The organism is Rhodococcus baikonurensis (genome assembly GCF_040489275.1).
Lineage (GTDB): Bacteria > Actinomycetota > Actinomycetes > Mycobacteriales > Mycobacteriaceae > Rhodococcus_F > Rhodococcus_F baikonurensis.
Genome location: NZ_JBEUOQ010000004.1, coordinates 476589 through 501306, shown reverse-complemented (window position 1 = coordinate 501306; position 24718 = coordinate 476589). Strand labels below are relative to the sequence as shown.

Annotated in this window: 25 protein-coding genes; 11 read left to right on the top strand and 14 right to left on the bottom strand. The window is 62.1% G+C overall.

Annotation, left to right across the window (positions count from 1 at the left end):
* Nucleotides 1–47: 47 nt before the first annotated feature.
* Complete coding sequence (locus ABWI03_RS13125) at nt 48–983, bottom strand: helix-turn-helix domain-containing protein (protein ID WP_200314586.1); 936 nt, start codon at nt 981–983, stop codon at nt 48–50.
* A 99-nt stretch (nt 984–1082) separates the two neighbouring features.
* On the opposite strand from ABWI03_RS13125, the gene ABWI03_RS13120 reads away from it, so the two are divergent.
* From ABWI03_RS13120 to ABWI03_RS13110, 3 genes are all read left to right on the top strand, one after another.
* Entirely contained in the window at nt 1083–2795 is a 1713-nt protein-coding gene (locus ABWI03_RS13120; protein ID WP_166810829.1) for a thiamine pyrophosphate-binding protein, read from the top strand.
* The gene (locus ABWI03_RS13115) at nt 2795–3574 is read left to right on the top strand and encodes an SDR family NAD(P)-dependent oxidoreductase (RefSeq protein ID WP_234036729.1); all 780 of its coding nucleotides are present in this window, start codon (nt 2795–2797) and stop codon (nt 3572–3574) included. Before ABWI03_RS13120 ends, ABWI03_RS13115 begins: the two co-directional genes overlap by 1 nt.
* A 91-nt stretch (nt 3575–3665) precedes the next feature.
* A complete protein-coding gene (locus ABWI03_RS13110) occupies nt 3666–5204 on the top strand; it encodes a long-chain-fatty-acid--CoA ligase (protein ID WP_124568929.1) in 1539 nt (512 codons plus the stop codon).
* A 3-nt stretch (nt 5205–5207) separates the two neighbouring features.
* On the opposite strand, the gene ABWI03_RS13105 is transcribed toward ABWI03_RS13110, so the two are convergent.
* Genes ABWI03_RS13105 through ABWI03_RS13060 form a run of 10 tightly spaced genes read right to left on the bottom strand, consistent with a single transcriptional unit; the run spans nt 5208 to nt 14703 of the window.
* The gene (locus tag ABWI03_RS13105; protein WP_200314592.1) at nt 5208–5849 is read right to left on the bottom strand and encodes a TetR/AcrR family transcriptional regulator; all 642 of its coding nucleotides are present in this window, start codon (nt 5847–5849) and stop codon (nt 5208–5210) included.
* Nucleotides 5850–5906: 57 nt separating this feature from the next.
* Nucleotides 5907–6461 carry an Rv1363c family protein gene (locus tag ABWI03_RS13100; RefSeq protein WP_200314594.1) on the bottom strand — a complete coding sequence of 185 codons (555 nt, stop codon included), beginning with the start codon at nt 6459–6461 and terminating at the stop codon, nt 5907–5909.
* Entirely contained in the window at nt 6458–7696 is a 1239-nt protein-coding gene (locus tag ABWI03_RS13095; RefSeq protein ID WP_298778840.1) for an MlaD family protein, read from the bottom strand. The genes ABWI03_RS13100 and ABWI03_RS13095 overlap by 4 nt, the downstream gene beginning before the upstream one ends.
* Nucleotides 7693–8766, bottom strand: a complete 1074-nt coding sequence (locus ABWI03_RS13090) for an MCE family protein (RefSeq protein ID WP_298778845.1) — start codon at nt 8764–8766, stop codon at nt 7693–7695. Before ABWI03_RS13090 ends, ABWI03_RS13095 begins: the two co-directional genes overlap by 4 nt.
* The gene (locus tag ABWI03_RS13085; protein WP_166810823.1) at nt 8766–9845 is read right to left on the bottom strand and encodes an MCE family protein; all 1080 of its coding nucleotides are present in this window, start codon (nt 9843–9845) and stop codon (nt 8766–8768) included. The genes ABWI03_RS13090 and ABWI03_RS13085 overlap by 1 nt, the downstream gene beginning before the upstream one ends.
* A complete protein-coding gene (locus ABWI03_RS13080; RefSeq protein ID WP_298778848.1) occupies nt 9842–10834 on the bottom strand; it encodes an MCE family protein in 993 nt (330 codons plus the stop codon). The genes ABWI03_RS13085 and ABWI03_RS13080 overlap by 4 nt, the downstream gene beginning before the upstream one ends.
* On the bottom strand, nt 10831–11841 hold the full coding sequence (locus tag ABWI03_RS13075; RefSeq protein ID WP_124568922.1) for an MCE family protein: 1011 nt from the start codon (nt 11839–11841) through the stop codon (nt 10831–10833). The genes ABWI03_RS13080 and ABWI03_RS13075 overlap by 4 nt, the downstream gene beginning before the upstream one ends.
* Entirely contained in the window at nt 11838–13022 is a 1185-nt protein-coding gene (locus ABWI03_RS13070; protein ID WP_298778850.1) for an MCE family protein, read from the bottom strand. Before ABWI03_RS13070 ends, ABWI03_RS13075 begins: the two co-directional genes overlap by 4 nt.
* A complete protein-coding gene (locus ABWI03_RS13065) occupies nt 13019–13864 on the bottom strand; it encodes an MlaE family ABC transporter permease (RefSeq protein WP_095970882.1) in 846 nt (281 codons plus the stop codon). The genes ABWI03_RS13070 and ABWI03_RS13065 overlap by 4 nt, the downstream gene beginning before the upstream one ends.
* A complete protein-coding gene (locus ABWI03_RS13060; RefSeq protein WP_298778854.1) occupies nt 13864–14703 on the bottom strand; it encodes an MlaE family ABC transporter permease in 840 nt (279 codons plus the stop codon). Before ABWI03_RS13060 ends, ABWI03_RS13065 begins: the two co-directional genes overlap by 1 nt.
* Nucleotides 14704–14931: 228 nt before the next feature.
* Between ABWI03_RS13060 and ABWI03_RS13055 the strand changes: the two genes are divergently transcribed.
* Both ABWI03_RS13055 and ABWI03_RS13050 read left to right on the top strand, forming a co-directional pair.
* Complete coding sequence (locus ABWI03_RS13055) at nt 14932–15561, top strand: carbonic anhydrase (RefSeq protein WP_095970884.1); 630 nt, start codon at nt 14932–14934, stop codon at nt 15559–15561.
* 97 nt (nt 15562–15658) lie between these two features.
* Nucleotides 15659–16405, top strand: coding sequence for a DUF4232 domain-containing protein (locus ABWI03_RS13050; protein WP_124568918.1), 747 nt, complete (start codon nt 15659–15661; stop codon nt 16403–16405).
* Nucleotides 16406–16426: 21 nt separating this feature from the next.
* On the opposite strand, the gene disA is transcribed toward ABWI03_RS13050, so the two are convergent.
* Nucleotides 16427–17512: a DNA integrity scanning diadenylate cyclase DisA gene (gene disA, locus ABWI03_RS13045; RefSeq protein WP_024487741.1), complete on the bottom strand. Its 1086-nt coding sequence runs from the start codon at nt 17510–17512 to the stop codon at nt 16427–16429.
* Between the two features lie 96 nt (nt 17513–17608).
* Between disA and ABWI03_RS13040 the strand changes: the two genes are divergently transcribed.
* Nucleotides 17609–18169, top strand: coding sequence for a PaaI family thioesterase (locus ABWI03_RS13040; RefSeq protein WP_095970886.1), 561 nt, complete (start codon nt 17609–17611; stop codon nt 18167–18169).
* A gap of 23 nt (nt 18170–18192) precedes the next feature.
* Here ABWI03_RS13040 and radA read toward each other — a convergent pair whose 3' ends face one another.
* Nucleotides 18193–19626 (bottom strand): DNA repair protein RadA, encoded by a 1434-nt coding sequence (radA, locus tag ABWI03_RS13035; protein ID WP_003945739.1) that lies wholly within the window; start codon nt 19624–19626, stop codon nt 18193–18195.
* A 98-nt stretch (nt 19627–19724) separates the two neighbouring features.
* On the bottom strand, nt 19725–20360 hold the full coding sequence (locus ABWI03_RS13030) for a copper chaperone PCu(A)C domain-containing protein (protein ID WP_298778865.1): 636 nt from the start codon (nt 20358–20360) through the stop codon (nt 19725–19727).
* A gap of 265 nt (nt 20361–20625) precedes the next feature.
* On the opposite strand from ABWI03_RS13030, the gene carD reads away from it, so the two are divergent.
* Genes carD through rlmB form a run of 5 tightly spaced genes read left to right on the top strand, consistent with a single transcriptional unit; the run spans nt 20626 to nt 24692 of the window.
* Complete coding sequence (gene carD / locus ABWI03_RS13025) at nt 20626–21114, top strand: RNA polymerase-binding transcription factor CarD (RefSeq protein WP_003945666.1); 489 nt, start codon at nt 20626–20628, stop codon at nt 21112–21114.
* A gap of 22 nt (nt 21115–21136) precedes the next feature.
* Nucleotides 21137–21835, top strand: a complete 699-nt coding sequence (gene ispD / locus ABWI03_RS13020; RefSeq protein WP_298778869.1) for a 2-C-methyl-D-erythritol 4-phosphate cytidylyltransferase — start codon at nt 21137–21139, stop codon at nt 21833–21835.
* Entirely contained in the window at nt 21836–22312 is a 477-nt protein-coding gene (gene ispF, locus ABWI03_RS13015) for a 2-C-methyl-D-erythritol 2,4-cyclodiphosphate synthase (RefSeq protein WP_095970889.1), read from the top strand. It begins immediately after the preceding gene.
* Between the two features lie 11 nt (nt 22313–22323).
* Nucleotides 22324–23718, top strand: a complete 1395-nt coding sequence (cysS, locus tag ABWI03_RS13010) for a cysteine--tRNA ligase (RefSeq protein ID WP_298778873.1) — start codon at nt 22324–22326, stop codon at nt 23716–23718.
* Nucleotides 23719–23720: 2 nt separating this feature from the next.
* Complete coding sequence (gene rlmB / locus ABWI03_RS13005) at nt 23721–24692, top strand: 23S rRNA (guanosine(2251)-2'-O)-methyltransferase RlmB (RefSeq protein ID WP_003945749.1); 972 nt, start codon at nt 23721–23723, stop codon at nt 24690–24692.
* Nucleotides 24693–24718: the final 26 nt, after the last annotated feature.

Sequence of the window (24718 nt, the reverse complement as noted above, 5' to 3'; positions counted from 1 at the left end):
ACGCTCATAGACTTAGCGATCGTTATATAAGCGATAGGATTTACAAGCTATGTTGCTCCGTCTGCGGATGTCAATGGTCGAGGTGTTCGGCCGTGCATGAGAGTGGTGACCCGATCGGCGGCTTCCCGCACGAGTTTGCCCAGTTCGGCGATCCGCTCCCCGGTCAGTGGTGACGGGGCATCGACCAGGCAGAGGATCAGTGCCGGTGTCGAGTCCTGGGCGAAGGCGACGGCATTGACGGACAGCAGTTGATAATTGGCGTCGAGGTCGAGTGTTCCGACCGCTACATCCGCAGACAGAAGACGTCGTGCTTCTCTCAGTGCGAGTGCGGCCCTCTGGCCGCCGACTCCCGGCCCGCGCATCTCGGTGACGGCGTCGGAAATTGAACGTTCTTGTTGGCGAAGGCATTCCACGGCGAAACCGCGCTCTCGAATGGCCATGAGGATCGGCTCGTACTCCGACCGTAGAAGTGTGGCCTCCGTGTCCAATGCTTCCTTGCCGAGGAGAAACCATTCGTGAAGGTCGTCCTCGTCGAACCATGCGGCAAGGCCTGCCCCCAGTGGAGGTGCCATCAGTACATTGTCGCCGATGCGCAAGCCGAGAGTTCCGCTGCGTTTGGAGATCGGTTGAATTGCCTCGGCGACAACGAGGTCGGCGCCGGATCGGATGAATCCGAGACAGGCCAGTTCGGATGTGTCGGCCAGCTCTTGCATGACGGTACGGGAAAGATCGACGACATCGATTGCGCGGGAGGCGGCTTGGCCGATGGGAACTAGTGCCGGGCCGAGTTGGTAGGTCTTGCGGATCGGGTGACGTACGAGCCAGCCGGCCTCGGTGAGAGCGACGACCATGGGGTAGCAGGTCGCCTTTGCGACGCCGAGGTGTCGTGCGATGTCGGCGAGGCTCCGCCCCGTCGTGGGGTCGGATGCCAGCAGTTCGGTCAACATGACGATTCGATCGGTTTGGGGGGAATTTCGTGCCATGTGTTCGCATAATGCCACTCTGGCGTCGCACTGTGACCCACGATACAGTGAAATGACTTAGCGATCGTTAATCAAGCAACGAGATTCGGAAGGAAATACATGATTGTCAACGGTGGCGAACTACTGGCCAGGGCACTAGCCGAAGCGGGCACTACCGAGGTCTTCACCCTCCATGGAGGGCATTTGGATGCTTTCCTCGTAGCTTGTCGGCGATATGGCATTCGGCTCACCGACACCCGACACGAAGCCACTGCGGGACACGCTGCGGATGCATACGCGCGGGTGACGGGCAATTACGGCGTTTGTGTGGTCACCTCCGGCCCAGGCTTCACCAATGTCTACACCGCGCTGACCAATGCACTCCTCGATCGCACTCCGACTGTCTTCGTCGTCGGTGCTCCGCCGATGCGCGAGACCGAGACGAATCCGCTTCAGGGTGGTTTCGATCAGATTGCCGCGGCCGTTCCAGTGACCAAGTGGGCATATCGCATCACCGATCCGGCGCGCGTTCCCGAGATAGTTGCTCTGGCAATTCGTAAGGCGACGACCGGAATTCCGGGGCCCGTGTTGCTGGAAGTGCCGATCGACGTGATGTTCGGTGAAGCCGACGAGGACACCGTGAGGTTTCCGGTGAACTACACCCTGAGTGCGAGGTCGGGTCCGACTGCCGCGGCGGTCGAGGCCGCTCTCGATCTGCTCGGTGAAGCGACGAACCCCGCTATTGTGATCGGCGGCGGCGTCACTTTCTCCCACGCGAGCGAGGCACTTGTGGCGTTCGCGGAAACGGTGGATGTGCCGGTGTTCTACCCCGGGAAGTCCGATGGAGCAGTACCCGCAAGCCATCGCCTCGCCGGCGGCGGGTTGCTGGCAATCGGTTCATTGCCTGCCCTCGGGCAGCCGACGCCCGACGTGGTGTTCGTTGTCGGGGCCCGCGCCGGAATGTTCACCGGCGGACGCACCAGTTTGTTCCCCGGGGCGCGGTTGGTTCAGATCGACGTCGACGCGTCCGAAATCGGACGTATGCAGGATGTGGACGTTCCGATACTTGCCGACTGTCGAGAAGCGCTAATCGCGTTGAAAACTGCTGCTGAGCAACGTCAATGGCCCGATTGGAGTGCTTGGGTCGATGCCGCCACCAGTGCGAAACACGCGCACCGGCATGGTTTCGAGGACCAAGCGACGGAAAGCGGTAAGGCGCATCCGTACTTCGCAGCGCGCGCGATCGTCGAAGCCTGCCCGCCTGGTACGACTTTCGTGATGGACGGTGCCGAGGCCCCGTCGTGGGGTGAATTCTTCACGACCACCGAAGTAGTTGGTGGTGTCTTGAGGCTCGGCTACCTCGGGTGTCTGGGTGTCGGGCCGGGTTTCGCAATCGGCGCACATCGAGCACGACCGGAATCACCGGTCGTACTCATTACGGGTGACGGCGCCGCAGGATTCCACATCCAGGAATTCGACACGATGGCCCGTCACGGAATACCGGTTGTGACAGTGATATTCAACAATGCAGTGTGGGGGATGTCGATCCACGGCCAGGAAGCGGTGTACGGGGACGAAGGAATTGTCGTGTCCGAACTCGCAGACAGTGCATACGAGAAAGTTGCCGAGGCCTTTGGTGGATATGGTGAGCGTGTGAAGGACGTCGCCTCCATTGCCGACGCTATGAAACGTGCGTTCGACGCGGGGGTTCCTGCATGTATCAACGTCGAGGTGGACCCGCACGTGGTCCACCCCATCACGACGATGATGCTGGGCGACGTCACGAGTACGGACGAAATCGTTGTCCCGTACTACGAGAACATTCCTCGCTGATGCCCGGGCGAATGGAAGGTGCGGTAGCCGTCGTCATCGGCGGCGCCTCCGGTATCGGTTGGGCAACAGCGCAATTGCTGGCCGCTGGAGGGGTGATCGTCGTGATCGGTGACATCGACGTCGAAGGCGGGCGGAAACGCGCCGTAGAACTCGGTGGGCGAGCTGAAGCAGTCCGGGTCGACGTCGTCGACGAAGAATCGGTCAAGGCGATATTCGAGGGGGCGAAGGCGCAGCACGGTCGGTTGGATATCGCGGTCAATTGTGCAGGGGTGAATCTGCCGGGCTTCATCACGGATTTGGAGGCGCAAACTTGGCAGCGAACCGTTGACATCTGTCTCACCGGAGGTTTCTTCGTGATCAAGCATGCTGCGCGTGCCATGACTGCCGGTGGATCGATCGTGTCGATCACCTCGCTGAACGCACGACAGGCAGCAGCAGGTTTTGCGGGATACTGCTCCGCGAAAGCGGGCCTCGCCATGCTCACCGAGGTGGCGGCACTCGAACTCGGAGACCGGGGGATACGCGTCAACGCGGTTTCGCCAGGTCTTGTCGAAACGCCTCTTGTCGAGGGTCTCACCGGTGTTCCGGCTATTCAGGCGGACTTCACGGAGAACACTCCGCTCGGCCGTAACGGGTTGCCTCGCGACGTTGCCGAAGCGGTGTTCTTCCTCGCCTCCGATGCTTCTTCGTGGATCACGGGTGAGGTTCTCGATGTCAACGGCGGTGCTCACTTGCGTCGGTACCCGGACGTGATGAAACACATCGAGGCGATGCAATAGCTCGTCGAGAGTTCGTCGGTTAGACAGCGCTCGGGCGTCGTGCACACGCCTGGGCCGGAAGTTACGTCCAATCCAGAAGGGGATTTTCACGATGTGCTCACAATATCGCCTTGCCGATGAGTCTCGACGCCACGCTGCTGCGCGACCGGACGCCCTCGCGTTGACAGGTCGAGACGGGTCGATGACGTTTGCCGAGCTCGACCTCCGTACCAGTCGGCTGGCCAACGTTCTTCTCGACCTGGGTTGTAGCTCGGGAACCAGGGTGGCCGTGGTGGACAGAAGCTCGACTCAAGTCGTCGAGATCGTACTTGCGGCAGCAAAGATCGGGGCAGTGGCAATCCCGATCAATTGGCGGTTGTCCGGCGCCGAGGTTGCCGAGGTGCTCGCCGACGCGGACGCTCGGGTGTTGTTCTTCCACAGTGAATTCGAGGGCGTGGTGTCGGCGGTGCAGGCATCGGGAGTCACGAAGCTGCGCGTTGTGAAGATCGACGGTTCCGAGGAGTTCGACTACGAAGCTCGATCGGCAGGCGCAAGTTCGGTCGATCCGGGATGGCGCGGAAGCCTGGACGACGTTGTACTGCAACTGTATACATCCGGAACCACGGCAAAACCCAAAGGCGTTCTCACGTCCAACAGGAACCTGGAAGCATGCACGCGAACCGGTGGGCCATGGGGATTCGACGAATCCTCGGTCAGCTTGTGTGCGATGCCACTGTTCCACATCGGCGGATTGGGTTGGGTACTCGTGGGACTCGCGAATGGAGCCCACAACGTCGTTCTCCCGGAATTCACACCTGACGGTCTGTTGGAAGTAATGGAAGGGATGAGTATCACCAATACCTTCCTCGTGCCTTCCGTCATCGGGATGCTGGTCGACGTGCCAGGTGCGCGAGAGCGCAATTTCGCAACTCTCCGATCCATCGCCTACGGTTCTTCCCCGATCACACCGTCGGTCTTGAAGCGAGCTCTCGAGACGTTCCGCACGCCCCTGTTCCAGGTCTATGGGCTGACCGAAACGCATGGAGCAGTAACGCAACTCGATTCTTGTGACCATGCAGTGGACGGCGAAAACGTCGGACTGCTGCGCTCGGTGGGAAAACCGTACCCCTGGGTGGAACTGAAGGTGATGTCACCGGAAGGCGAGGAAGTTGCGATCGGCGAGGCCGGCGAGATCTATGTCAGGTCTCCTCAAACGACCGAAGGCTACTACCGACGTCCGGAAGAGACTGCCGCTGCGATAGATGCCGACGGGTGGTTCCATACCGGCGACGTGGGACGGGTCGACAGCGAGGGCTACGTCTACATCACCGATCGGATGAAGGACATGATCATCACGGGTGGAGAGAACGTCTATCCCATCGAAGTCGAATCGGTCATCGCCGATTATCCGGGAGTATCCCAAGTCGCCGTCATCGGAGTGGAGGATCCATTGTGGGGCGAGGCGGTCAAAGCCGTCGTAGTTGCTGCTGCAGGACATCAACTCGATACCGACGTGATTTCGGGTTTCGTCCGAAGCCGACTTGCCGGTTACAAGTGCCCCAAGTCCATCGAGATAGTCACCGAACTCCCGTTGGGCGCTACGGGCAAGATCCTCAAGCGTGAACTTCGGGCGCGATACACGACGGTGTGAGAATCAACGTGCACGCTTGCGGCTGGGTTTGCATCCAACCGTGTTCAGTGCGATCACGGCGTACTTCTGAGCCACCTCTGCCGGGGTGAGTTCTCCCTCCGCGTGATACCAACGCGGAATCGACTGGCACATCGCGAGCAGCGCGCGCGTGGTCTCGGGTATGTCCGCCACCGAGAAGACGCCTCGTTCCGCGCCTTCCGTCACGATGCCCAGTACCAGTTCCTCGACACCCTTTCGTACGACGCGGTATCGCTGGCGGTTTTCGGGGCTGAGGTACCGCACCTCGCCCTCGAGAGCCGCAAGGCGTGACCGGGTGGTCATGCGAAGGACGATCGCTTCGACGACATTGGTGAGCTGTTGCCGGGGGTCGTCTCCACCGTCGGCGTAGGCGGTGTGTGCTCGTGCGAGCACGTCGCTGGTCGAAACTTCCAGGAGAGCAAGAAGAATCCCTTCCTTGCTCTGGTGGTGGTAGTAGAGAGCGGGAATAGTGACACCGACACGACGCGCGATCTCGCGTACCGACGTTCCGTGGAATCCGTTGTCGTAGAATCCTTCGAGGGCGGCTTCCAGGATAGGAGTCAGCTCGAGCGGCTCGATCCGTCGCCAACTGGCTGTGGCGTCCTTCGCCGAATCTTTCGTGGCCATACGGGTCCCCTAGCTATCGCTCGATAATGCTCGGGGAGATACTACGCCGTGACGAGGTCACAACAACTGCACGTTGCTCAGTTTCCACTCGCCGTCCTCGCGGACCAGCGACAGTTGCATGCGGTTGCGGTCGATCCTCGGATCCGGGGAGTTGGTGTTCGTAATCGTCTGATCGAGGAAAACGAGCACCTCGGCATTGTCCCGGTCGCTGCTCGCCAGCCCGGCAGAAATGATCTGAGCGGACGAGGTCGCCTGATACTGCACGATCATGTTCTGCAGATTGGCGGCCACCTGGGCGTACTGGCCGGCAAACTCGCCGACGGAGTTGTCGCGCACCACGGAGAGGTTCTGATCGAGGTTCTGGAAGTTGTACGTCGCAAGATCAGTGGCGAATTGCCGTCCGCTGTCCAGTGCGCTGGTGCGGGCGTCTTCGTCGATCGATCTCTGCCAGGTCGCGAAGGCGCCCCAGCCGAGCGCCGCTACGACGACCAAGGCGCCGGCAACGATCAGCAGGGTCTGCTTGCGAAGGCGCGTGGGCTTCTCGACGACTGTGGGTGTTGGACTCTCGGAGATCTCGGGCTCGGGTGTCTCGGACTGGGGTGTCTCGGTCATTGCGTTCCTTGTACTAGTAGTGCGGCAAACGAGTTGTCACCGAGAACGGTGTTCTGACCACCGTTGAGGCCCAGACGAATCGACGTTCCGTCACCGGCCGCAACCGTTCCGAGGGCAGGATCGTATTCGGCAACCCCGTCGATCGTTCCAGTTCCGGTGGGGACGTTCTGTGAGCCGCGATTCTGGATCCGGCCCGACTGGTCCGCGCAGTGTTGGTTCTTGTCGAGCGTGGTCGGTGAGGTGTCCTGTACCGATCGCCGGGGCGTGTCGTAGATACAGACCGGTCCGAGTGCTGTGATCAGATCAAGCTGTGCCCGTCCGTCTTTGACGATACTTCCGAACTTCTCGAAACCTTTGGGTACCACCACCAACAAGGCATCGACCGCGGGCATCCGTGCGGTGACGATCTGAGTGGAGACGAGAGAATTGGCCAACAGCAGACTGAACGGCTCACGACTCTGTTCGATGAGAGGCAGTATCTGATTGTCGAGAACACTCGGGCTTCGATCGAGGAGAGTGCGCAGTTGCGGATCGGAGTTTCGTACCTGATCTGTCAATTGGCGAAGTGTGAGTGCAACTTCGGGAAGAGCGTCGACATTCTCCTCGTTCGCAGCAAACAATGAGCGCGAGTTCTCGACGAGCGTGTTGATACGGGGCTGATCGGCTTGAACGGTGCGCGCAAGCACGTCGAAGTTGTCGACGAGCGCCTGCAGATCCGGACCCAATCCGTTCAATCCCTCGCCGAGTTCGTGCGAGAGTGTCCGTAGGTCTGCCGGATCGACAGTGTCGGCAGCAGCGTTGAAGTTCGCTATCACGGTTCCCAACGCGACCGGGATCGATGTGCGCTCAGTCGGAACAACTGAGCCTTCATGCAGATACGGGCCGCCGTCGGTCTGCGAAGACAACTGAACTTTCAGTACCGGGACTGCGGTGTCCTGGCTGATGGCCGCATGCGAATCGTCGGGGATCTGTTGGTCGGCGGCGATGCTCAGCGTCATCACGACGAGGTCCCGGGCAGAGTCAACCTCCACCGACTCGACGTCGCCGACGGTGACTCCGCGATAGGCCACTTCCGAACCCGGAGCGATTCCAGCCGCGTTCTCCAATTCGACGGTGACCGAGAATGTTCCGGTGAAGGGATCGCCAGCACCTACTTGTCGGAGCACATACGTCGTGCTGACCACCGCGATGAGGAGAAAGGCGACGATCTCGAAATAGACGGTTCGGTTCTTCATCGCGTTCCTCCTTGCAGGGGTGTCGTCATCGGCAGTTCCCGATCGGAGTCGGGCAGAGGTGGCAGTGGCGGTGCGGCGCCCGGAATTATCTCGTTGAGCACTCCGGTCACGGTGCCCTCGACATCGACGTCGAGGTCGATGTTCACGTAATCACCCGGGCTGGCGCGCTCGAGGAGCACTCTCGCGTTGTCCAGGTTGGCCATCGTCTCACCCAGTGTCGGGCCCATTGCCGAGAACTGGTCGAGGATAGGTGACAGACGTCCGGTTATCTCTGATATCTGGTCGGCCGACTGGTCGAGTACGGAATTGGTTGCGGTACTGAGTCTGTCGGTTTCGTCGAGTAGATCGAGGAGCGGTTGTCGTTGGTCGGCGATCACGCCCAATGCGGGTGTGAGTGTGCGCAAGCCTTCGTCGATGGTGGCGCTCTCGTCGCCGATGAGAGCGCTCAGCCGATTCAGCGAGTCCAGCGCCGAGTTGATCGATTCCTTTCGGTCTTCGAGTGTCCCGAGAAAAGTGTCCAGGCGCCCAAGTAGATCGCGGATCGTCTCTTCCCTGCCGTCGAGAATCTGATCAGCCTCGCTCACGATGGTCTTGACCTGTGCCAACCCACTGCCGTTCAACAAAGTTCCGACGGCGCCGAGTAGTTGTGCGACGTCGGGTCCGCGGACGGTCTCCGAACGCTCGATGGTGGAACCTGGTACGAGCATGGGGCCGGTTGAATCGACCGGAACTTCGAGGTTGACGAACGCATCGCCGATCGGGGTGGACAACTCGATCCGAGCGCGGGTGCCGGTGGGTAGTTCGATATCGGATTCGATCTCGGTATGTACCACGGCTGCAAAGGTTTCCGCGCTCATCGACGTGACTCTGCCGACCACTGCCTGACCGATACGCACCTCGCCGCCGACGGGAAGCAATGACGCATCGACGAATTCCATGTTCAGCGGGTACGACTCTCCCGGCAGAGAGCGCCCGAGAGGGAGGTGCTGGAAGTTGAGACTGCAGCCGGTCAAAGGCGCCGCGATGGCGAGTGCCACGACAACGCTCACTACGGACTTGTTCGACGCCATCAGTTGCCCCCACCGAGGATGCGTGCCAGGTCGGAGCTGCCTACCGAGGGAAATTCGATGGGATTGACGATTCCGGGCCCTGTGCACAGCGGAATCGGCATCTTCTCGCACAGTTCTCGTGTCGTGTCGAACTGTGAGAGATCGGTGGCGACGTTCAACCGTGCTCTGGCTCGGCCTTCTTCGGTGACGAGGTTGGAAACGTTCTCGAATCCCGTTGGTGCCGTTTCAATGATCTCGCGCAATTGGTCCTGTTTGGTCGCGACTGCGCCGGCCAACTGTGCAAGCGTACCCAGATCGGCGGTGACCGCCTCGCCGTGTTCGGCGAGTAGCGCTGAGACCTGTCCGAGCAACGTGGTCAGGGAATCGAGCGCCCCGCTGATGTCTTCTCGCTGGGTACCGAACGCGCGTGCCGTGACGGTCACCGAGTTCGACAGCGAGTCGACCTGGGTCTGGTTGTCCGCGATCAACTGCACGAGGGTGTTCAGGTTCTTCACCAGTTCGGAGATGTCAGGACTCGCGCCGGCCAGTACCGAACTGGCCTGTGAGATGGACTGCACGGCATCGTTGAATGCTTGCCCGTTGCCGTCCAACGCGTGAGCGCCTTCTCCGATGAGGTCACCGATCCCACCGCCGTCGGTGCCAGGGCCGAGCGCGACCGTCAGTTCGTTCACCGATGCGGTGAGCTGGTCCCATGTCAGCGGGGAGTGAGTTCGTTCGAGAGGGATCACTGCGCCGTCCGCGAGGAATTCACCGCCCTCGTAGCCGGGGCCGAGTTCGATTGTGCGGTCACTGATGACCGAGGGAGAAAGGACCCAGGCCTGCGCGTCGGCCGGTATACGTGTTCCGGATGGCAGGCTCAGCGCCACTCGAACCCGGGACCCTTCCGGCGTGACGCTCTCGACCCTTCCGCTGGGAACTCCCAGAATCGTCACCGTGTTACCGGTGAAGATTGCGTCGGTCGAGGTGAATTCGGCGGTGAGAGTGAGTCGGTGTTCGTCACGCGTGACGAACAGGACGGCACCGATCGCGCAGATCACTATCGCTGCCAGCACGGCGAGTTTCTTGACGGTCGTAGTCATCGACACCCCTGAACAAGCCCGACGACGCACAACCAGTTGTCCGGGATGAGTGTGGAGGGTGAGTTGAGATCGAGCCAGTTGCCGTTGCCGGTCGCGTTCGTGACGTACCGAACGCTGGGTGCGAAGTTGTCGAGCAGCGTGGTCAGTGATTGTTCGTTCTCGGACAGAACTCCCGTCACCTCGTGGATGTCTCCCAAGACCGAGTCGACCAATGCCTGATTGTCACCGAGGAACTGGGCAATGGTGGTGCTCAACTGATTCAGGTCTTGTACGAGCGCAGTCAGCACATCTCGCCGGTCGGCGATCGTTGACATCACCAGATCCGCATTTCCCAGAAGGGTTTCCAGCGTGTCCCTCTGCTCGATCAACGTTGTGGTCGTCTGCTGCGCGCCGGTGAGAAGGGAACGGAGTGCATCGTCGTTGTCGTTGACTACTCCGGAGAGTGCGTCGATTCCCTCGAGTGAGCGGCGAATGAGTTCGGGATCGTCCGGTGAGTTGTCGGACACCACGGTCAGGATATTTCGCAGTTGTTGCAGATCAAGGTTTTCCGAAGTGGTTTGTGCTCCTCGTCCGAGATCGTCGAGAGTGAACGGAACACTCGTGTTCTCGATGGGAATGGTCGAACCTCCGGGGAGCGAGCGCGATCCGTTCGGAGTGATGTCGAGCGAGCGTCGGCCGAGCAGAGTCGAGATCTTGATGTCCGCACGGGAGTCTTCGCCGAGTGTGACGCCGTCGTCGAGTCGGAAGGTGACTTCAACGGAGTTGCCGCTGACCGCCAACGAGGTGACCACCCCGCTCGGGACTCCTGCGACGTTGACCGGATCGTCCTGCGTCAATCCGGTGGCGTTGGCAAAGACGGCGTGATACTCGTTGGTCTTGACTTTCAAGATCAGTTGAGGGACAACGAGTGCGGCCAGAACTACACAGACTCCGACGAGAATGCAGATGATTCCGTTGCGGACCGGGTTCTTGACGGTGAGCCAGTTCATCGGCACACCGCCGAACGCTCGGGGCCGCCGAGAGTCACCGACTGGTCCAGCGCGCTGAGTCGGAAGTTGCAGATGTAGATGTTCGCCCAGCTTCCGTAGCTCATCGCGATCCCCAACTGGGTGAACAATTGATCGAACGCGGTGATACCGGTCGCCAGCGACTCACGATTGTCGACGACGACCCGAGCCGATTGATCGACGGAAGTCAGCGCGCCAGCCAACTCGGGTTCCACGCGCGTCACCAGGTCCTGAAGGGAAGAAGTCAGGGAACCCGCGGAATCAACTGCGGCCGAAATCTGTTGGCGGTCCTGTGCCAAACCGCCGACCAGTGTGTCGAGCGTGTTGATCATCTCGACGAAGTTGGGTCGATTCGTCGTGGTGACGGTGAGTACCCGGTCGAGGTTGGTCAGTAGTTGGTCCAATATCGCGTCTCGGGACGTCAAGTTCTCGGTGACGGCAACAGTGCGCTCCAGCAGGCTTTCGATGGTGGAACCTTGTCCTTGGAATACCTGGACGACGTGTGCGGCAAGCTCGTTGACTTCGGTGGGGTCGAGCGCGTCGAACAGAGGACGGAAGCCGCCGAGGATGTCGGTGAGGTCGATCGCGGGCTGAGTCTGTTCGACGGGAATGGTGGCCCCGGGGGAGAGGTAATTGCCGGTTGCGCCCCCGTCTTGCCCTGGTTCGATCGAGATCGTCCGTGCCCCCAACAGATCCGCGTACCTCACCACCGCCCGACCGCCGGTCGGAATACGTTGTGTGGATTCGAGTTCGAAGCCGACGACGGCTTGGTTGTTCACCAACTCGACGCTGTCGACGCGCCCGACTCGGACTCCGGCGATCTGGACATCACTGCCGGTGACCAGACCGGACGCATTGACGAAGACAGCCTGGTACTGCGAGCTCGACCCGGAGACGGGGTTGATCAGGGTGCTCACCACGACGACGGTGGCGAGAATAGACAGTGCGGCAAACAATCCGAACCTGATCAGAGATTTCTTCACGCTCATCTGCCCACCACCGTCGTGCCGCGAAATACCGGCCCCGCCACGAGAGTATCCAAAGCTGTACCGCCCTGGGTGATAGCTGAGATCAGGGATCGTTCGGCAGGGCTGCCAACCGGGCCGACGGTTCCGCCGAACGCGGTCGCGGAGGCAGGACAGTTGGGGCCGCGAGTCCCGTCGTATTGCGGGCAGTCGGTCTTTCCGTACGGATACAGATCTGTGACAGACAACCGTAGGTCGGTGCTGAGCCACGGACCGTGGGCCAACGCGGGCGGAAGATTGATCGTGAGATTGCGCAGGCCGTTGTAGAAGGTGGTGATGTGGTCTGGCCGCGAAGTGATTGCACCGGTGAGGGAATCGGCGTCGTCGATCAAGGTGATCATGCGGTCACGATTGTCACCGATCAGACTTGTGGCGGCAGATCCCGTGCTGGTGCCCGCCCGCAGAAGCCCCGCCAATCCGTCGGATTTCTCGATGACGGTCTTGGATGTGGTGATGGAGTTCTCGAATGCGGCGAGCATGTCCGGCGCACTCGTCGAGAGACTGTCGGCGAGCGTCGCTATGTCGTCGAGGTCGTCGCCGAGTCCGTCGATGACCGGCTGCGCACCGACCAACGCTTGACGGACTGAATCGAGAGACTCGCCGATCTGGTTTCCCTTGCCGCTCATCGCATCAGAGACTGCCGTGATCGCCACGTTGATGTCGGCGGGGTCGAGGGAAGAAACGAGCGAGTAGATCCGTGAGATCGATTGGTAGAGCTGGACCGCGACTTCGGACTGATCGGATACCAACTCGGTGCCCGGTGCGAGAGCAGGACCACGCGAGAGTTCGTCAGGTTGAATGAGGTCTACGAAGAAGTCGCCGAAGATGTTGCGGGGCATCAGCCGCACCTGACTTGTCGACGGTATGTCCTCGAACGCACCCTCGTCGATTGCGAGCGAGATGGTGGAAGCGGTGGTGCCAGGCTCGATGTCGGCGACCGAACCGACGACGACCCCGCGGTACTGAACCGATGATCCGACTCTCAACGCACCGGCGCCGGCGGGAACGACAGCACTGACCTGCGGTGTGGAACTGAACGTGTCCGTGCCCCTGCTGAACAAGAAGACGTAGGCGACGATCAGCAGGACTACCGCAAGTAAACCACGCAGTGCCAGTGCAATTCGACTGGTGTCCGTGACGATCATCCGGTCAACCCGGGAACCTGAGGTTTGAGTCCCCAGAGCGCGATGGTCATGGCGACGTCGGTGAAGGCAAGGAAGACGATGCTGGTGCGCAGCGCTCGTCCGGCTGCTCGGCCGACGCCTTCAGGTCCACCCGTCGCGGTATAACCGTAGTAGCAGTGCACGAGGGTCACGACGACCGCGAACACCATGACTTTTATCAAGGACAACCAGATGTCGTTGGGAGAGAGGAAAAGACTGAAGTAGTAGCCGTATGTTCCTTCCGACTGGCCTTTGACCCGGATCACCGCAAGCGCCGTTGCCATGTACGAAGCGAACAGGCCGACGAGGTACAGCGGGACCACCGCGATGAGCGCCGCGATCATTCGGGTGGTGACCAGGTACCGCAGCGAGGGAATCGCCATGACTTCGAGTGCGTCGATTTCCTCGGAGATCCGCATGGCTCCGAGTTGCGCGGTGAATCCAGTTCCGACCTTGGCAGCCAAGGTGATTGCGGCAACGAGTGGTGCGACCTCACGAGTATTCGCGATGGCGGACATCACGCCGGACAGCGGTGCGAGGCCGACGAGGTTCAGTCCGCGGTAGCCCTCGAGTCCGATCTGGGAACCTGCGAAGAACGAGATCGCGAAGATCACGACGACGCTGCCGCCGCCGGCGAGCAGGGTGCCAGAACCGAAGGCCACCTGGGCGACGAGACGGGCGACTTCACGCCAATATCGCTTGAGGGTTGCCGGAATCGAGGTGATGACACGCGCGTGGAACGTGAACTGATCGCCGAGGCGACTCAGGCCGTCGACGGTGCGCGAACTGACCCGCTTGGCACGAATTGCGATGGGCAGGTGCATCAATAGGCACCTTTCAACGAGACGAACAGCGGGTAGAACTGAGTAATTGCGAGGTTGGCGACAAACACGAGAACGAACGAGAGCACGACGGTCTCGTTGACGGCATCGCCGACGCCTTGGGCTCCACGCTTGACGGTCAGGCCTTTGTAGCAGGCCACGATTCCCGAGATGAGCGCAAAGGCAACGGCTTTGATGCCGGAGACGACGAAATCGCTGGGCTGACTGAATTGAACGAGATTGCGCAGGAAGCTCTGGGCGTTGCCGTCGAGGATCAGGACGTGCACGAAGAGGCTTGCGCCCAAACCGATTACGAGAACTATCGAGTTCAGGAGAAGGCAGACGACCGCGATGGCGATCATCCGCGGGACGACCAGGCGTTCGAGTACCGGCAGTCCCAGCACTTCGAGCGCATCGATTTCCTCACGGATCGTTCGCGCGCCCAAGTCTGCGCAGATTGCGGAACCGCCGACGCCGGCGATGATCAGGGCGCACACCAGAGGCCCGGCCTGTCCGATGATGAGGAACGCGACCACGGCACCGCTGTACGCACCTGCACCGATTTGATCTGCGAGCGCACCGATCTGCAGCGCCACTCCCACGCCGAGGGGAATCATCACCAGCGCCGAGGCGACCGAGGTGACGTGGGCGAGAAACCACATCTGGTCGAGCGCCTCACGCCAGGCGAGACGCTTGCGTCGCAGGGTCGTGATCACAGCAACGCACACGCGAACGGTGAAGGTGAACAGCAGTCCGACTTCGGACAGCAGGTTCGAGAACATGTTCGTCCTGGCGGGGGAGGCGGGTGTTGCGTCCCCGGTTGTTCCAAGTTCGGTGCTCACGCCATCCCCCTTTCCGGCCGCATCGTTCTGGTCGGGTTTCTTCGGTCACATTCGGAAGCTCGAAGTGCTCCAGGTCACGTTCGGAGACGGTATCAGGAAACTGACTCTGAAGTAAGTTCCAATTCGGGCATGCCATCACAAGGCGTGAATGTGGACGCGGAGCTTCCGTTTGCGTCTACGCAACCTTCCCGGCGAGAGCCCGAAATGCGACGGGTGCACAATGAGGGAATGCCACGATCAAGCCCCATTTCCGCTTGGAAGTCCCTTCGCGAAGGCAACGAGCGATTTGTCAACGACGCGTCCATTCACCCCAGCCAGGGAATCGCCGATCGCGCGAAGCTGGTCAACGCACAGCACCCCACTGCGGTGTTGTTCGGTTGCGGTGATTCGCGCGTAGCCGCCGAGATCATCTTCGACCAGGGCCTCGGCGACATGTTCGTCGTACGCACGGCAGGTCATGTGCTCGACGATTCGGTGCTCGGTTCGATCGAGTACGCCGTTCACGTGCTCAACGTGCCGCTCATCGTCGTCCTCGGGCACGACGGTTGCGGTGCCGTGAAGGCAACGCTCGACGCCCTGGACAAGGGCGCGGTCCCCGACGGCTTCATCCGCAGCGTGGTCGAGCGCGTTGCTCCGTCCATCCTGATGGGCCGCAACGAAGGCTTGTCCACCGTCGACGAACTCGAAGGTCGTCACGTCGTGGAGACCGGCTCGTTGATCATGCAGAGGTCGCGGATCATCGCCGACAAGGTGGACAAGGGTGCGTGCGCGATCGTCGGCGTCACGTACACATTGTCCGACGGTCACATGCGTGTTCAGGGCGCTGTCGGCGACATCGGCGAGAGCGTCGAGGGTTAGATCTTCCGGGGCAGTGATCCCTGGCACCGGACAATGGGTACCGACACGCCGTCTCAGCTGACGGTTAGTCGACCCTGAGCCAACTACCGTTGAGTCCGTGTTGGAACCGAATGGACCACTGCCCCCTGAGATCTACTGGCGTCGCCGGGCGCTGGCCATTGGTGCCGCCGTTATTGCGCTGGCGTTGATCATCTGGGCGGCGTCCGCCCTCTTCGGCGGTGGAAGTGATACCCCGGAGGCCGATTCGGCCGCTGCGAGTTCCTCGCTGACAACAGACGTCTCCTTCACCCCCAACCCTTCCGGATCCAACGCACCGGACGGTGGCGGTGGCTCGGGTGGCGGTGCTGCCGGTGGTTCGGGCGGCTCGGGCACGCAGGCTTCGGGATCTTCGTCTTCGTCGTCTTCGTCTTCGTCGACCACCGGGGCTCCGGTCCCGGCCGGTCAGTGTGCCGACTCGTCGCTGGCAGTCAAGGCAACCGCAGACAAGGCGACCTTTGCTCCCGGCGAAGAGCCGTCGTTCACGATCGTCATCACCAACATCGGTTCGGCACCCTGCGATCGAGATCTGGCGGGCGGCCTTCAGCAGGTGCTCGTCTACAGCATCGACGGCAAGACCCGTCTGTGGTCCAACGTCGACTGCTACCCGCAGCCCGCAGCCGACGTGCGCAATCTCGCTCCGGGTGAGCAAGCCGCGTTCAAGGTCGCCTGGTCGGCAACGACGTCGACCCCCGAGTGCGCGACCGCGCAGAACCCCGAGCGCAATCCGGTGGGCGCAGGCGCGTATACGGTTGTCGGTCAGCTCGGCGCACTGCGAAGCTCTCCGGAGCCGTTCAACATCGCGTGAGAGCGAGCCTGACCGGGCCCGCTAGTTGAACGATCCGGTGATCGACGTTTCCGCGAGCCGGGAAAGTCCTTCACGGATGTGACGGGCCCACAGCCCGCCGATGCCCTCGACCGACTGCAGATCGGCGGCCGTAGCGGCCAGCAGCGACTGAAGAGTGCCGAAGGATCCGACCAACCGGTGGATCTGATGGAACTGCAATCGAGGCACCCTCATCAGCACGCGGTATCCGCGAGGGGTCATCGGAGTGTCGAGTGCTTCGATCGTGCCCGGATAACCGAGAACCCGCGCAAGTGTCGTGAGATCGAGGAGGTCGGCGTCGGTGACGCGATCGAGTGCAACGAGGACGTTGTCCATCGCCGCGGTGCCGATCGGTTCGGGACCGGCCAGGTAGTCCCGAACGATCAGTTGGCGTGCAATGTCGTTGTCGCCGACCAGTTCCTCGAGCTGCAATGCAAGCTGGCGACCGTCGGTGCCGAGCTCGAGGACGTCCTGCTCGATCTCGATCGACACACGGCGAACCATTTCGAGCCGCTGCACGACTGTCAACGCGTCGCGCAGGGTCACGAAATCCTCGATCTCGACGACCGACAGTTGCCGTGTCACTTCGTCGAGTCGCGCTTTGTATCGTTCGAGCGTGGCGACGGCCTGGTTGGCACGCGAAAGTATGGTGGCCGATCCGTCGATGACATGCCGGATACCGCCGACGTACACACTGACGATCGACATCGATTGGCTGACCGAGACCACGGGATAGCCGGTTTGAATTGCCGTGCGCTCGGCGGCGCGGTGCCTGGTACCGGATTCGACGGTGGGAATCTTGTGATCGGGAACGAGCTGGACGTTGGCACGCACGATGCGTGTGCCGTCGGTCGAGAGGACGACCGCGCCGTCCATCTTCGAGAGTTCACGCAAGCGAGTCGGGGCGAACTCCACGTCCAGATTGAATCCGCCGTCACACAGCGCTTCCATCTCCTCGTCGTATCCGAGGACGATCAGCGCGCCGGTACGACCGCGAAGTATGCGTTCGAGCCCGTCTCGCAGCGCGGTACCCGGCGCCAACCTGGCGATGGTCTCTCGCAATGCCGACGACGACTGTGTGTCCGCCATCGCACTGATCATTGAGAAACTCCCTGCTGAGGTCGATGTCACTTCGGTCGGGTCCGATGCCTGCGCCGGACTGATCCCCGTTTAGATTACCTATCCATGAGTAGTACCTGGACCCTGCCTGACGACCTGACCCTCCCGGAGCCGACCGAATTCTTTCCGGCCGCCGGCGAGAAGCTGCCTCAGCACTGGTCGAAATGCTTCGGCTGCGGCGACGACCAGCCTGCGGGAATGGCGATGAGTTTCAGGGCCGGCAACGGGCTGGAAGTGACCGGTCGTCTGGAGGTCGCCAAGAAGTATCAGGGCGGTCCCGGTGTCATTCACGGCGGCATTCTGTCGACGGCATTCGACGAGGCTCAGGGCATGGCATGCATGGCTCTCGGCTCGCCGGTGGTGACCGGGCACCTCGAGATCGACTTCGCCCGACCGATCCCGTTGGGATCGGTGCTCGAATTCCGGGCTCGCATCGACGGGGTTTTGCGCCGCAAGGTCTACACCAGCGCGGAAGCAGTGATCGTCGAAGGCCCGACAGCGGATCCGGACACGGTGGTGGGAACCTCCCGAGGACTGTTCCTGACCATCACCCCGGAACACTTCGCCAAGACCAAGGAGTTCGTGGACGGCGAACCGACTTCTCCGTTCGGCACCTCGTCGGTCTGACGCGGTAGTCGGACGCAAGTCGGTCATTTCACCGGAGTGAGCTTGGGGCGAGACGGGGCTTGTTTGCCGCCCATCAATCCGGCATAGGCGAGTGCCTCGGCCAGGTTCGCTACTTCGTTGACGCGCATGCCGGGAATGTTCGGGCCGGAATCGACCGGCACGATGGCGCTGGTGAATCCCAATCGGGCAGCTTCGATCAGCCGCCGGTTGACGCCGGCAACTCGTCGAACCTCTCCGGCGAGTCCGACCTCGCCGAGGATGACGAGCCCTTTGGGGACGGGTTTGGCTTTCACCGCGGAAGCGACCGCTATGGCGAGAGCCAGATCGGCACCCGGCTCGGTCATTCGCATACCGCCGACGGTCGCGGCGTAGACGTCGGCCTTCGAGATCGACACTCCGACGCGGCGCTCCAACACGGCCAGAACCATGGCCACACGGGCGGTGTCGAGCCCGCTGACGGCTCGGCGAGGTGTCGGTAGAGGCGTGGCGGCGACGAGGGCCTGAACTTCACCGAGTAGAGGTCGCTTACCGTCCATCATCACTGTGACGGCAGTGCCTTCCACGGCTTCTTCACGGTGATGGAGGAACAGGCCGGACGGATCGCTGATCTCGTTGATGCCCTGCTCGCTGAGTTCGAAGCATCCCACTTCGTCGGCCGCACCGAATCTGTTCTTGACGCCGCGGACCATGCGCAGGGTGGAGTGCTTGTCACCTTCGAAGTGCAGAACCACGTCCACGAGATGCTCGAGCGAGCGCGGACCGGCGACGGCGCCGTCCTTGGTGACGTGGCCGATCAGAAGCACCGGGATTCCGCTGGCCTTTGCCAGGGAGGTCAGGGCGCTGGTGACGGCCTTGACCTGAGTCACGCCGCCGACGACTCCGTCGACGTCGGCAGCAAGCATGGTCTGTACCGAGTCGACGATGACCAGGGTCGGCTTGACCTGCTCGATGTGGCCGAGAATGGTCGCGAGATCGGATTCTGCCGCCAGATACATCCGTTCGTGGACAGAGTTGGTGCGATCTGCCCGAAGTCGAACCTGACCGGCAGACTCCTCGCCCGTGACGTACAAGGCTCGATCGTCCGCGCTGCGCATCGCCCAGCGGTAGACGACCTCGAGAAGTAGCGTGGATTTTCCGACACCGGGTTCTCCGGCGAGCAGAACCACCGAACCAGGTACGACGCCACCGCCGAGCACACGGTCCAACTCGCCGATCCCGGTGGGCTTGGCCTGCGTCGAGGTGCTGTCGATCTGTGTCAACGGTGTGGCCGGCGTCGTCGGTAGCACGGCGCTTGATCCCGCTTTTGCGAGTGAGGCGCCGGCGCGGCTGGCGACGGGTGCCACTACGGCGACCTCGGTCATCGAGCCCCACGAATCGCAGTCCGGACATCTACCGACCCATTTGGGCACTACCGACTGGCATTCGGAGCAGCGGTAGTTCGATTTCACTTTGGCCACCGGGACAGACTAGAGGCGGGGTCCGACATGGACCCCGCCTCTAGTTCAGTACTGAAGTTGTTCTGCGAAGCGCAATGTGCGCCTTGGTGATTCGGGGCTCAGTGCCCGGCTTCTGCAACGTCAGGCGACTTGTCCGACTCGTTGCGCTCGAGCTGCGGGCCGGCGTCGACAGGCACGTCGACGGTGACCGAACCGGCCTTCTCGAACTTGAAGGTGATCGGGACGGTCAGGCCCGGGCGAACGCCCGCCTTGATGTCCTGGAGAACGACGAGAGTGAGCGCAGCGGGTGCGTCGTCGTTCTCTTCGTTGTTCTTGATCTGGGTCTCGGCCTCGGTCGCGGCACCTTCGCCTGCGGGCAACTGGCCGGCCTGCAGCGACGTCTGCGGCTTGATCGTCAGGCCGCCGACCTCTTCACCTGCGACGACGCGTGCTGCGTAGTCGGTGGTGATGCTGAGGAGCTTGTCCGTGGTCTCGGCGCTGTCGTTCACGATGCTGAAGGCGAGCACGGCGTTGCCGCCCGGCTCGATGCTGTACTCCTCGGACGAGGGGTAAGCGATGTGCACGTTGCGCAGTGCGATCTCACCGAGGTCGGCGCTGTTGCCGTTCACGGCGGCCTGCTGGACGGCGGTCTGGCTCACCTGTCCGGAACCGCAAGCGGACAGCGCGATGGCTGCGCCTGCAGCCAGTGCAATGGCGGTAGCGACTCGACGAGTCGGCTTACGGATAGCAGTCACGATTTGTCCTCCACGGCGTCAGGTTCGCACTCCACTAGGCAGAGTAGTAGATAAGGTCCCGCGGGCTGGCCGTCGGGTCGCCACAACGGTTGTCTGCGTGGGCTTTCAGTCGGTTACGCAGGGGTGCTCCAGACCAGTTGAATGCACGTACAACAAGCCCTGTCAACCCCTACGCTCGAGCAAGGATGCCCCTGACCTGCACAGTTGATGAGTGGTCGGTTCTTTCACGTGTTAAACTAGTGGAATCGAAAGGGGCACGGGACACATGATTTTCAAGGTCGGAGACACCGTCGTATACCCCCATCACGGTGCGGCGCTGATCGAAGCTATCGAAACCCGCACCATCAAGGGTGAGCAGAAGGAATACCTGGTTCTGAAGGTCGCTCAAGGCGATCTCACAGTACGGGTTCCTGCAGACAACGCAGAGTACGTCGGAGTTCGTGACGTGGTCGGCCAAGAAGGCCTCGACAAGGTTTTCCAGGTTCTGCGAGCACCGCACACCGAAGAGCCCACCAACTGGTCTCGTCGATACAAGGCAAATCTCGAGAAGCTTGCCTCAGGTGACGTGAACAAGGTTGCAGAAGTCGTACGTGACCTGTGGCGTCGTGAGCAGGACCGCGGACTTTCCGCTGGTGAGAAGCGCATGCTCGCCAAGGCTCGTCAGATTCTCGTCGGAGAGCTCGCGCTCGCCGAGGGCACTGACACCGAGAAGGCAGAGACCATTCTCGACGAGGTCCTCGCGGCCGCGTCCTGACTGCAACACAACAAAGCTGACAGTGGCAGTAGTAGCCCTGGTACCTGCCGCAGGTCGGGGAGTGCGATTGGGTGAGAAAGTGCCCAAGGCATTTGTCGAACTCGGTGGGTGCACCATGCTTGCACGCGCGGTCGATGGACTCCGGAAATCCGGGGCGATCGACCGCGTTGTTGTCATTGTGCCGCCTGAGCTGGTCGAATCCGTCGTAGCCGACCTCGGTCTTGCAGCGGACGTCGACGTCGTCGGCGGTGGTGACGAAAGAACCGATTCGGTTCGTGCCGGCCTCAGTGCGGCAGGCGATGCAGATTTCGTTCTCGTGCACGACGCTGCGCGGGCATTGACACCGCCGGAGTTGATCGCGCGCGTCGTCGACACCCTCCGAGCGGGCAGCTCCGCGGTCATCCCGGTACTCCCGGTTACCGACACGATCAAGTCGGTCGACGTGCTCGGCGCAGTCACCGGTACGCCTCTGCGTTCGGAGCTGCGTGCGGTGCAAACTCCTCAGGGCTTCTCCACCGACGTCCTGCGCAGTGCGTACGAAGCCGGTGATGTCGCCGCGACCGACGACGCTGCTCTGGTCGAGCGTCTCGGTGTCTCGGTACAGACGATTCCCGGCGACGCTCTCGCCTTCAAGATCACCACTCCGCTCGACCTGGTCCTGGCACGGGCGCTCCTGAGCTCGGGGACAGAGTTGAGCGCGGATTCACAGGACGGAAATTAGATGCGCGTCGGTCTCGGCACGGATGTTCATCCCATCGAGGTCGGTCGTCCTTGCTGGATGGCCGGGTTGCTGTTCGAGGAAGCTGACGGGTGCTCGGGCCATTCGGACGGCGACGTAGCCGTCCACGCTCTGTGTGACGCGTTGCTCTCTGCGGCGGGCCTCGGTGACCTCGGTTCGGTTTTCGGCACCGGCAGGCCCGAATGGGACGGCGTGAGCGGCGCTCGAATGCTTGCCGAGGTTCGCAGACTGCTCGAAGAGAACCAGTTCACCGTCGGCAACGCAGCGGTACAGGTCATCGGCAACCGGCCGAAGATCGGGCCGCGACGCGACGAGGCACAGAGGGTGCTCTCGGACATCCTCGGCGCACCTGTTTCGGTGTCCGCGACCACTACGGACGGCCTCGGCTTGACCGGTCGCGGCGAGGGGATCGCCGCCATGGCCACCGCGTTGGTCATGACAACCGAACACGACAGGTAAGATCGCTGGTCGTGACCCTGCGCCTATACGACACCGGTACGCGGGCCCTTCGGGATTTTGTTCCGTTGGCCCCCGGACATGCATCGGTGTACCTGTGTGGGGCGACAGTTCAGGGTGATCCTCACATCGGACACGTTCGCAGCGGCGTCGCTTTCGACGTGCTGCGACGCTGGCTGTTGGCGCACGGCAACGACGTTGCCTTCGTGCGCAACGTGACGGACATCGACGACAAGATTCTCAACAAGGCCGCCGACGCCGGTCGACCTTGGTGGGAGTGGGCGACGACGTTCGAGCGTTCGTTCACGTGGGCCTACGACCAACTGGGTGTGCTGCCGCCGTCCATCGAGCCACGGGCCACCGGTCACGTGACGCAGATGGTCGAGATGATGGAACGTCTGATCGAGAACGGTCACGCGTACGCGGCGGGCGGCGACGTCTACTTCGACGTGCAGAGCTATCCCGAGTACGGCGCACTGTCCGGCCACAAACTCGACGACGTTCATCAGGGCGAGAGTGCCGCCGAGGGAAAGCGTGATCCTCGCGACTTCACACTCTGGAAGGCCGTGAAGCCCGGTGAGCCCTCGTGGCCGACACCGTGGGGACCCGGCCGTCCGGGCTGGCACCTCGAGTGCTCGGCCATGGCGGAGTTCTACCTCGGGGCGGCATTCGACATCCATTGTGGTGGACGCGATCTCGTCTTCCCGCACCACGAGAACGAAATTGCGCAGGCCAAGTGTGCCGGCGACGATTTCGCTCAGTACTGGTTGCACAACGGCTGGGTCACGATGAGTGGCGAGAAGATGTCCAAGTCGTTGGGCAATGTTCTCTCGGTGCCGAACGTGCTCAAGAAGGTTCGTCCGCAAGAACTTCGGTACTACCTCGGTAGTGCGCACTACCGTTCCAATCTCGAGTACTCGGACGAGGCGTTGGACGAAAGCGCGAAGTCCTACCAGGGGCTGGAGTCGTTCGTCCTGCGCACACACAAGCGTGCGGGTGGCGTCGAACTCGGCACGTGGACCGAAGGTTTCGCGGCGGCTCTCGACAACGACTTGTCGGTGCCGATCGCGTTGGCCGAGATTCACGGCAAGGCGAGCGAGGGTAATTCCGCGCTCGCTGCCGGTGATCTCGACGCGGCTCGGGTGGCTGCCGGTCAGGTGCGGGCCATGCTCGCGATCCTGGGCGTCGACCCACTCGACAAGCATTGGACGCAGTCCGGTGGCGACACCGAGACGGCAATGGAAGCTTTGGACGTGTTGGTGCGGGCCGATCTCGATCGTCGGCAGCAGGCACGTACGGAAAAGAACTGGGCGGTGGCGGACGAGGTCCGCGATCGCCTCATCAAGGCGGGTATCGAAGTAACCGATACTCCCGACGGACCCGAATGGTCCCTTAAGGCAGGGCAGTAACAATGGCTGGAAACTCGAGCAGGCGCGGCGCAGTCCGTAAGGGCGGCACCAAGAAGGGCCAGGTTGCCGGTTCCGGCGGTAAGCACCGTCGCGGTCTCGAAGGGCGTGGCGCTACGCCGCCCGCCGAGGCACGCACCAAGCATCCCGCGGCAAAGCGTGCCGCGCGCGCCGCACGTGCCGACGAGAAGCAGGGCCGCGGTGGCCGTCCGGGTCCGGGCCGCAAGGTTCTCGACGGTCCCGAGACAGTGCTCGGACGCAACCCGGTGGTCGAGTGCCTACGCGCCGGCGTTCCGGCGACGGCACTGTGGGTCGCCGTCGGCACCGAGAGCGACGATCGACTGAAGGAATCCGTTCAGCTCGCTGCGGACGCCGGAATCTCCATCCTCGAGGTGCCCCGCACCGATCTGGATCGCCTCAGCGCCAACGGCCTTCACCAGGGCATCGCCCTGCAGGTTCCGCCGTACCGCTACGCGCACCCGGACGATCTTCTGTCCGAGGCACGCAAGCATGCCGAGCCGCCGCTGCTCGTCGCGCTGGACAACATCACCGATCCCCGCAACCTGGGTGCCGTTGTGCGCTCGGTCGCAGCTTTCGGTGGACACGGCGTCGTGATTCCGGAGCGTCGCAGCGCGAGCGTGAGTGCTGTCGCTTGGCGTACCAGCGCCGGTGCTGCCGCTCGTCTGCCGATCGCTCGGGCCACCAACCTCACTCGTACGCTCAAGGACTGGGCGTCGAAGGGTGTTCAGGTCGTCGGTCTCGACGCCGAAGGTGACACGACCCTCGACGATTTCGACGGCAGCGGTCCCGTGGTGATCGTTGTCGGTTCCGAGGGCAAGGGCCTTTCGCGCCTCGTCCGCGAGAACTGCGACGCGATCCTGTCCATTCCGATGGCAGGTCCGGTCGAGTCGCTCAACGCCTCGGTTGCTGCCGGAGTCGTCCTGGCGGACATCGCCCGCAGGCGTCGTAGCAGCTGAGTTGTAACGGCTTTCAGGTGAGCCTG

Bases quoted from the DNA above. Each gene is read 5' to 3' on its own strand.
- ABWI03_RS13125 (WP_200314586.1), bottom strand. From the start codon at position 983: ATGGCACGAAATTCCCCCCAAACCGATCGAATCGTCATGTTGACCGAA.
- ABWI03_RS13120 (WP_166810829.1), top strand. From the start codon at position 1,083: ATGATTGTCAACGGTGGCGAACTACTGGCCAGGGCACTAGCCGAAGCG.
- ABWI03_RS13115 (WP_234036729.1), top strand. From the start codon at position 2,795: ATGCCCGGGCGAATGGAAGGTGCGGTAGCCGTCGTCATCGGCGGCGCC.
- ABWI03_RS13110 (WP_124568929.1), top strand. From the start codon at position 3,666: ATGTGCTCACAATATCGCCTTGCCGATGAGTCTCGACGCCACGCTGCT.
- ABWI03_RS13105 (WP_200314592.1), bottom strand. From the start codon at position 5,849: ATGGCCACGAAAGATTCGGCGAAGGACGCCACAGCCAGTTGGCGACGG.
- ABWI03_RS13100 (WP_200314594.1), bottom strand. From the start codon at position 6,461: ATGACCGAGACACCCCAGTCCGAGACACCCGAGCCCGAGATCTCCGAG.
- ABWI03_RS13095 (WP_298778840.1), bottom strand. From the start codon at position 7,696: ATGAAGAACCGAACCGTCTATTTCGAGATCGTCGCCTTTCTCCTCATC.
- ABWI03_RS13090 (WP_298778845.1), bottom strand. From the start codon at position 8,766: ATGGCGTCGAACAAGTCCGTAGTGAGCGTTGTCGTGGCACTCGCCATC.
- ABWI03_RS13085 (WP_166810823.1), bottom strand. From the start codon at position 9,845: ATGACTACGACCGTCAAGAAACTCGCCGTGCTGGCAGCGATAGTGATC.
- ABWI03_RS13080 (WP_298778848.1), bottom strand. From the start codon at position 10,834: ATGAACTGGCTCACCGTCAAGAACCCGGTCCGCAACGGAATCATCTGC.
- ABWI03_RS13075 (WP_124568922.1), bottom strand. From the start codon at position 11,841: ATGAGCGTGAAGAAATCTCTGATCAGGTTCGGATTGTTTGCCGCACTG.
- ABWI03_RS13070 (WP_298778850.1), bottom strand. From the start codon at position 13,022: ATGATCGTCACGGACACCAGTCGAATTGCACTGGCACTGCGTGGTTTA.
- ABWI03_RS13065 (WP_095970882.1), bottom strand. From the start codon at position 13,864: ATGCACCTGCCCATCGCAATTCGTGCCAAGCGGGTCAGTTCGCGCACC.
- ABWI03_RS13055 (WP_095970884.1), top strand. From the start codon at position 14,932: ATGCCACGATCAAGCCCCATTTCCGCTTGGAAGTCCCTTCGCGAAGGC.
- disA (WP_024487741.1), bottom strand. From the start codon at position 17,512: ATGGCGGACACACAGTCGTCGTCGGCATTGCGAGAGACCATCGCCAGG.
- ABWI03_RS13040 (WP_095970886.1), top strand. From the start codon at position 17,609: ATGAGTAGTACCTGGACCCTGCCTGACGACCTGACCCTCCCGGAGCCG.
- carD (WP_003945666.1), top strand. From the start codon at position 20,626: ATGATTTTCAAGGTCGGAGACACCGTCGTATACCCCCATCACGGTGCG.
- ispF (WP_095970889.1), top strand. From the start codon at position 21,836: ATGCGCGTCGGTCTCGGCACGGATGTTCATCCCATCGAGGTCGGTCGT.
- rlmB (WP_003945749.1), top strand. From the start codon at position 23,721: ATGGCTGGAAACTCGAGCAGGCGCGGCGCAGTCCGTAAGGGCGGCACC.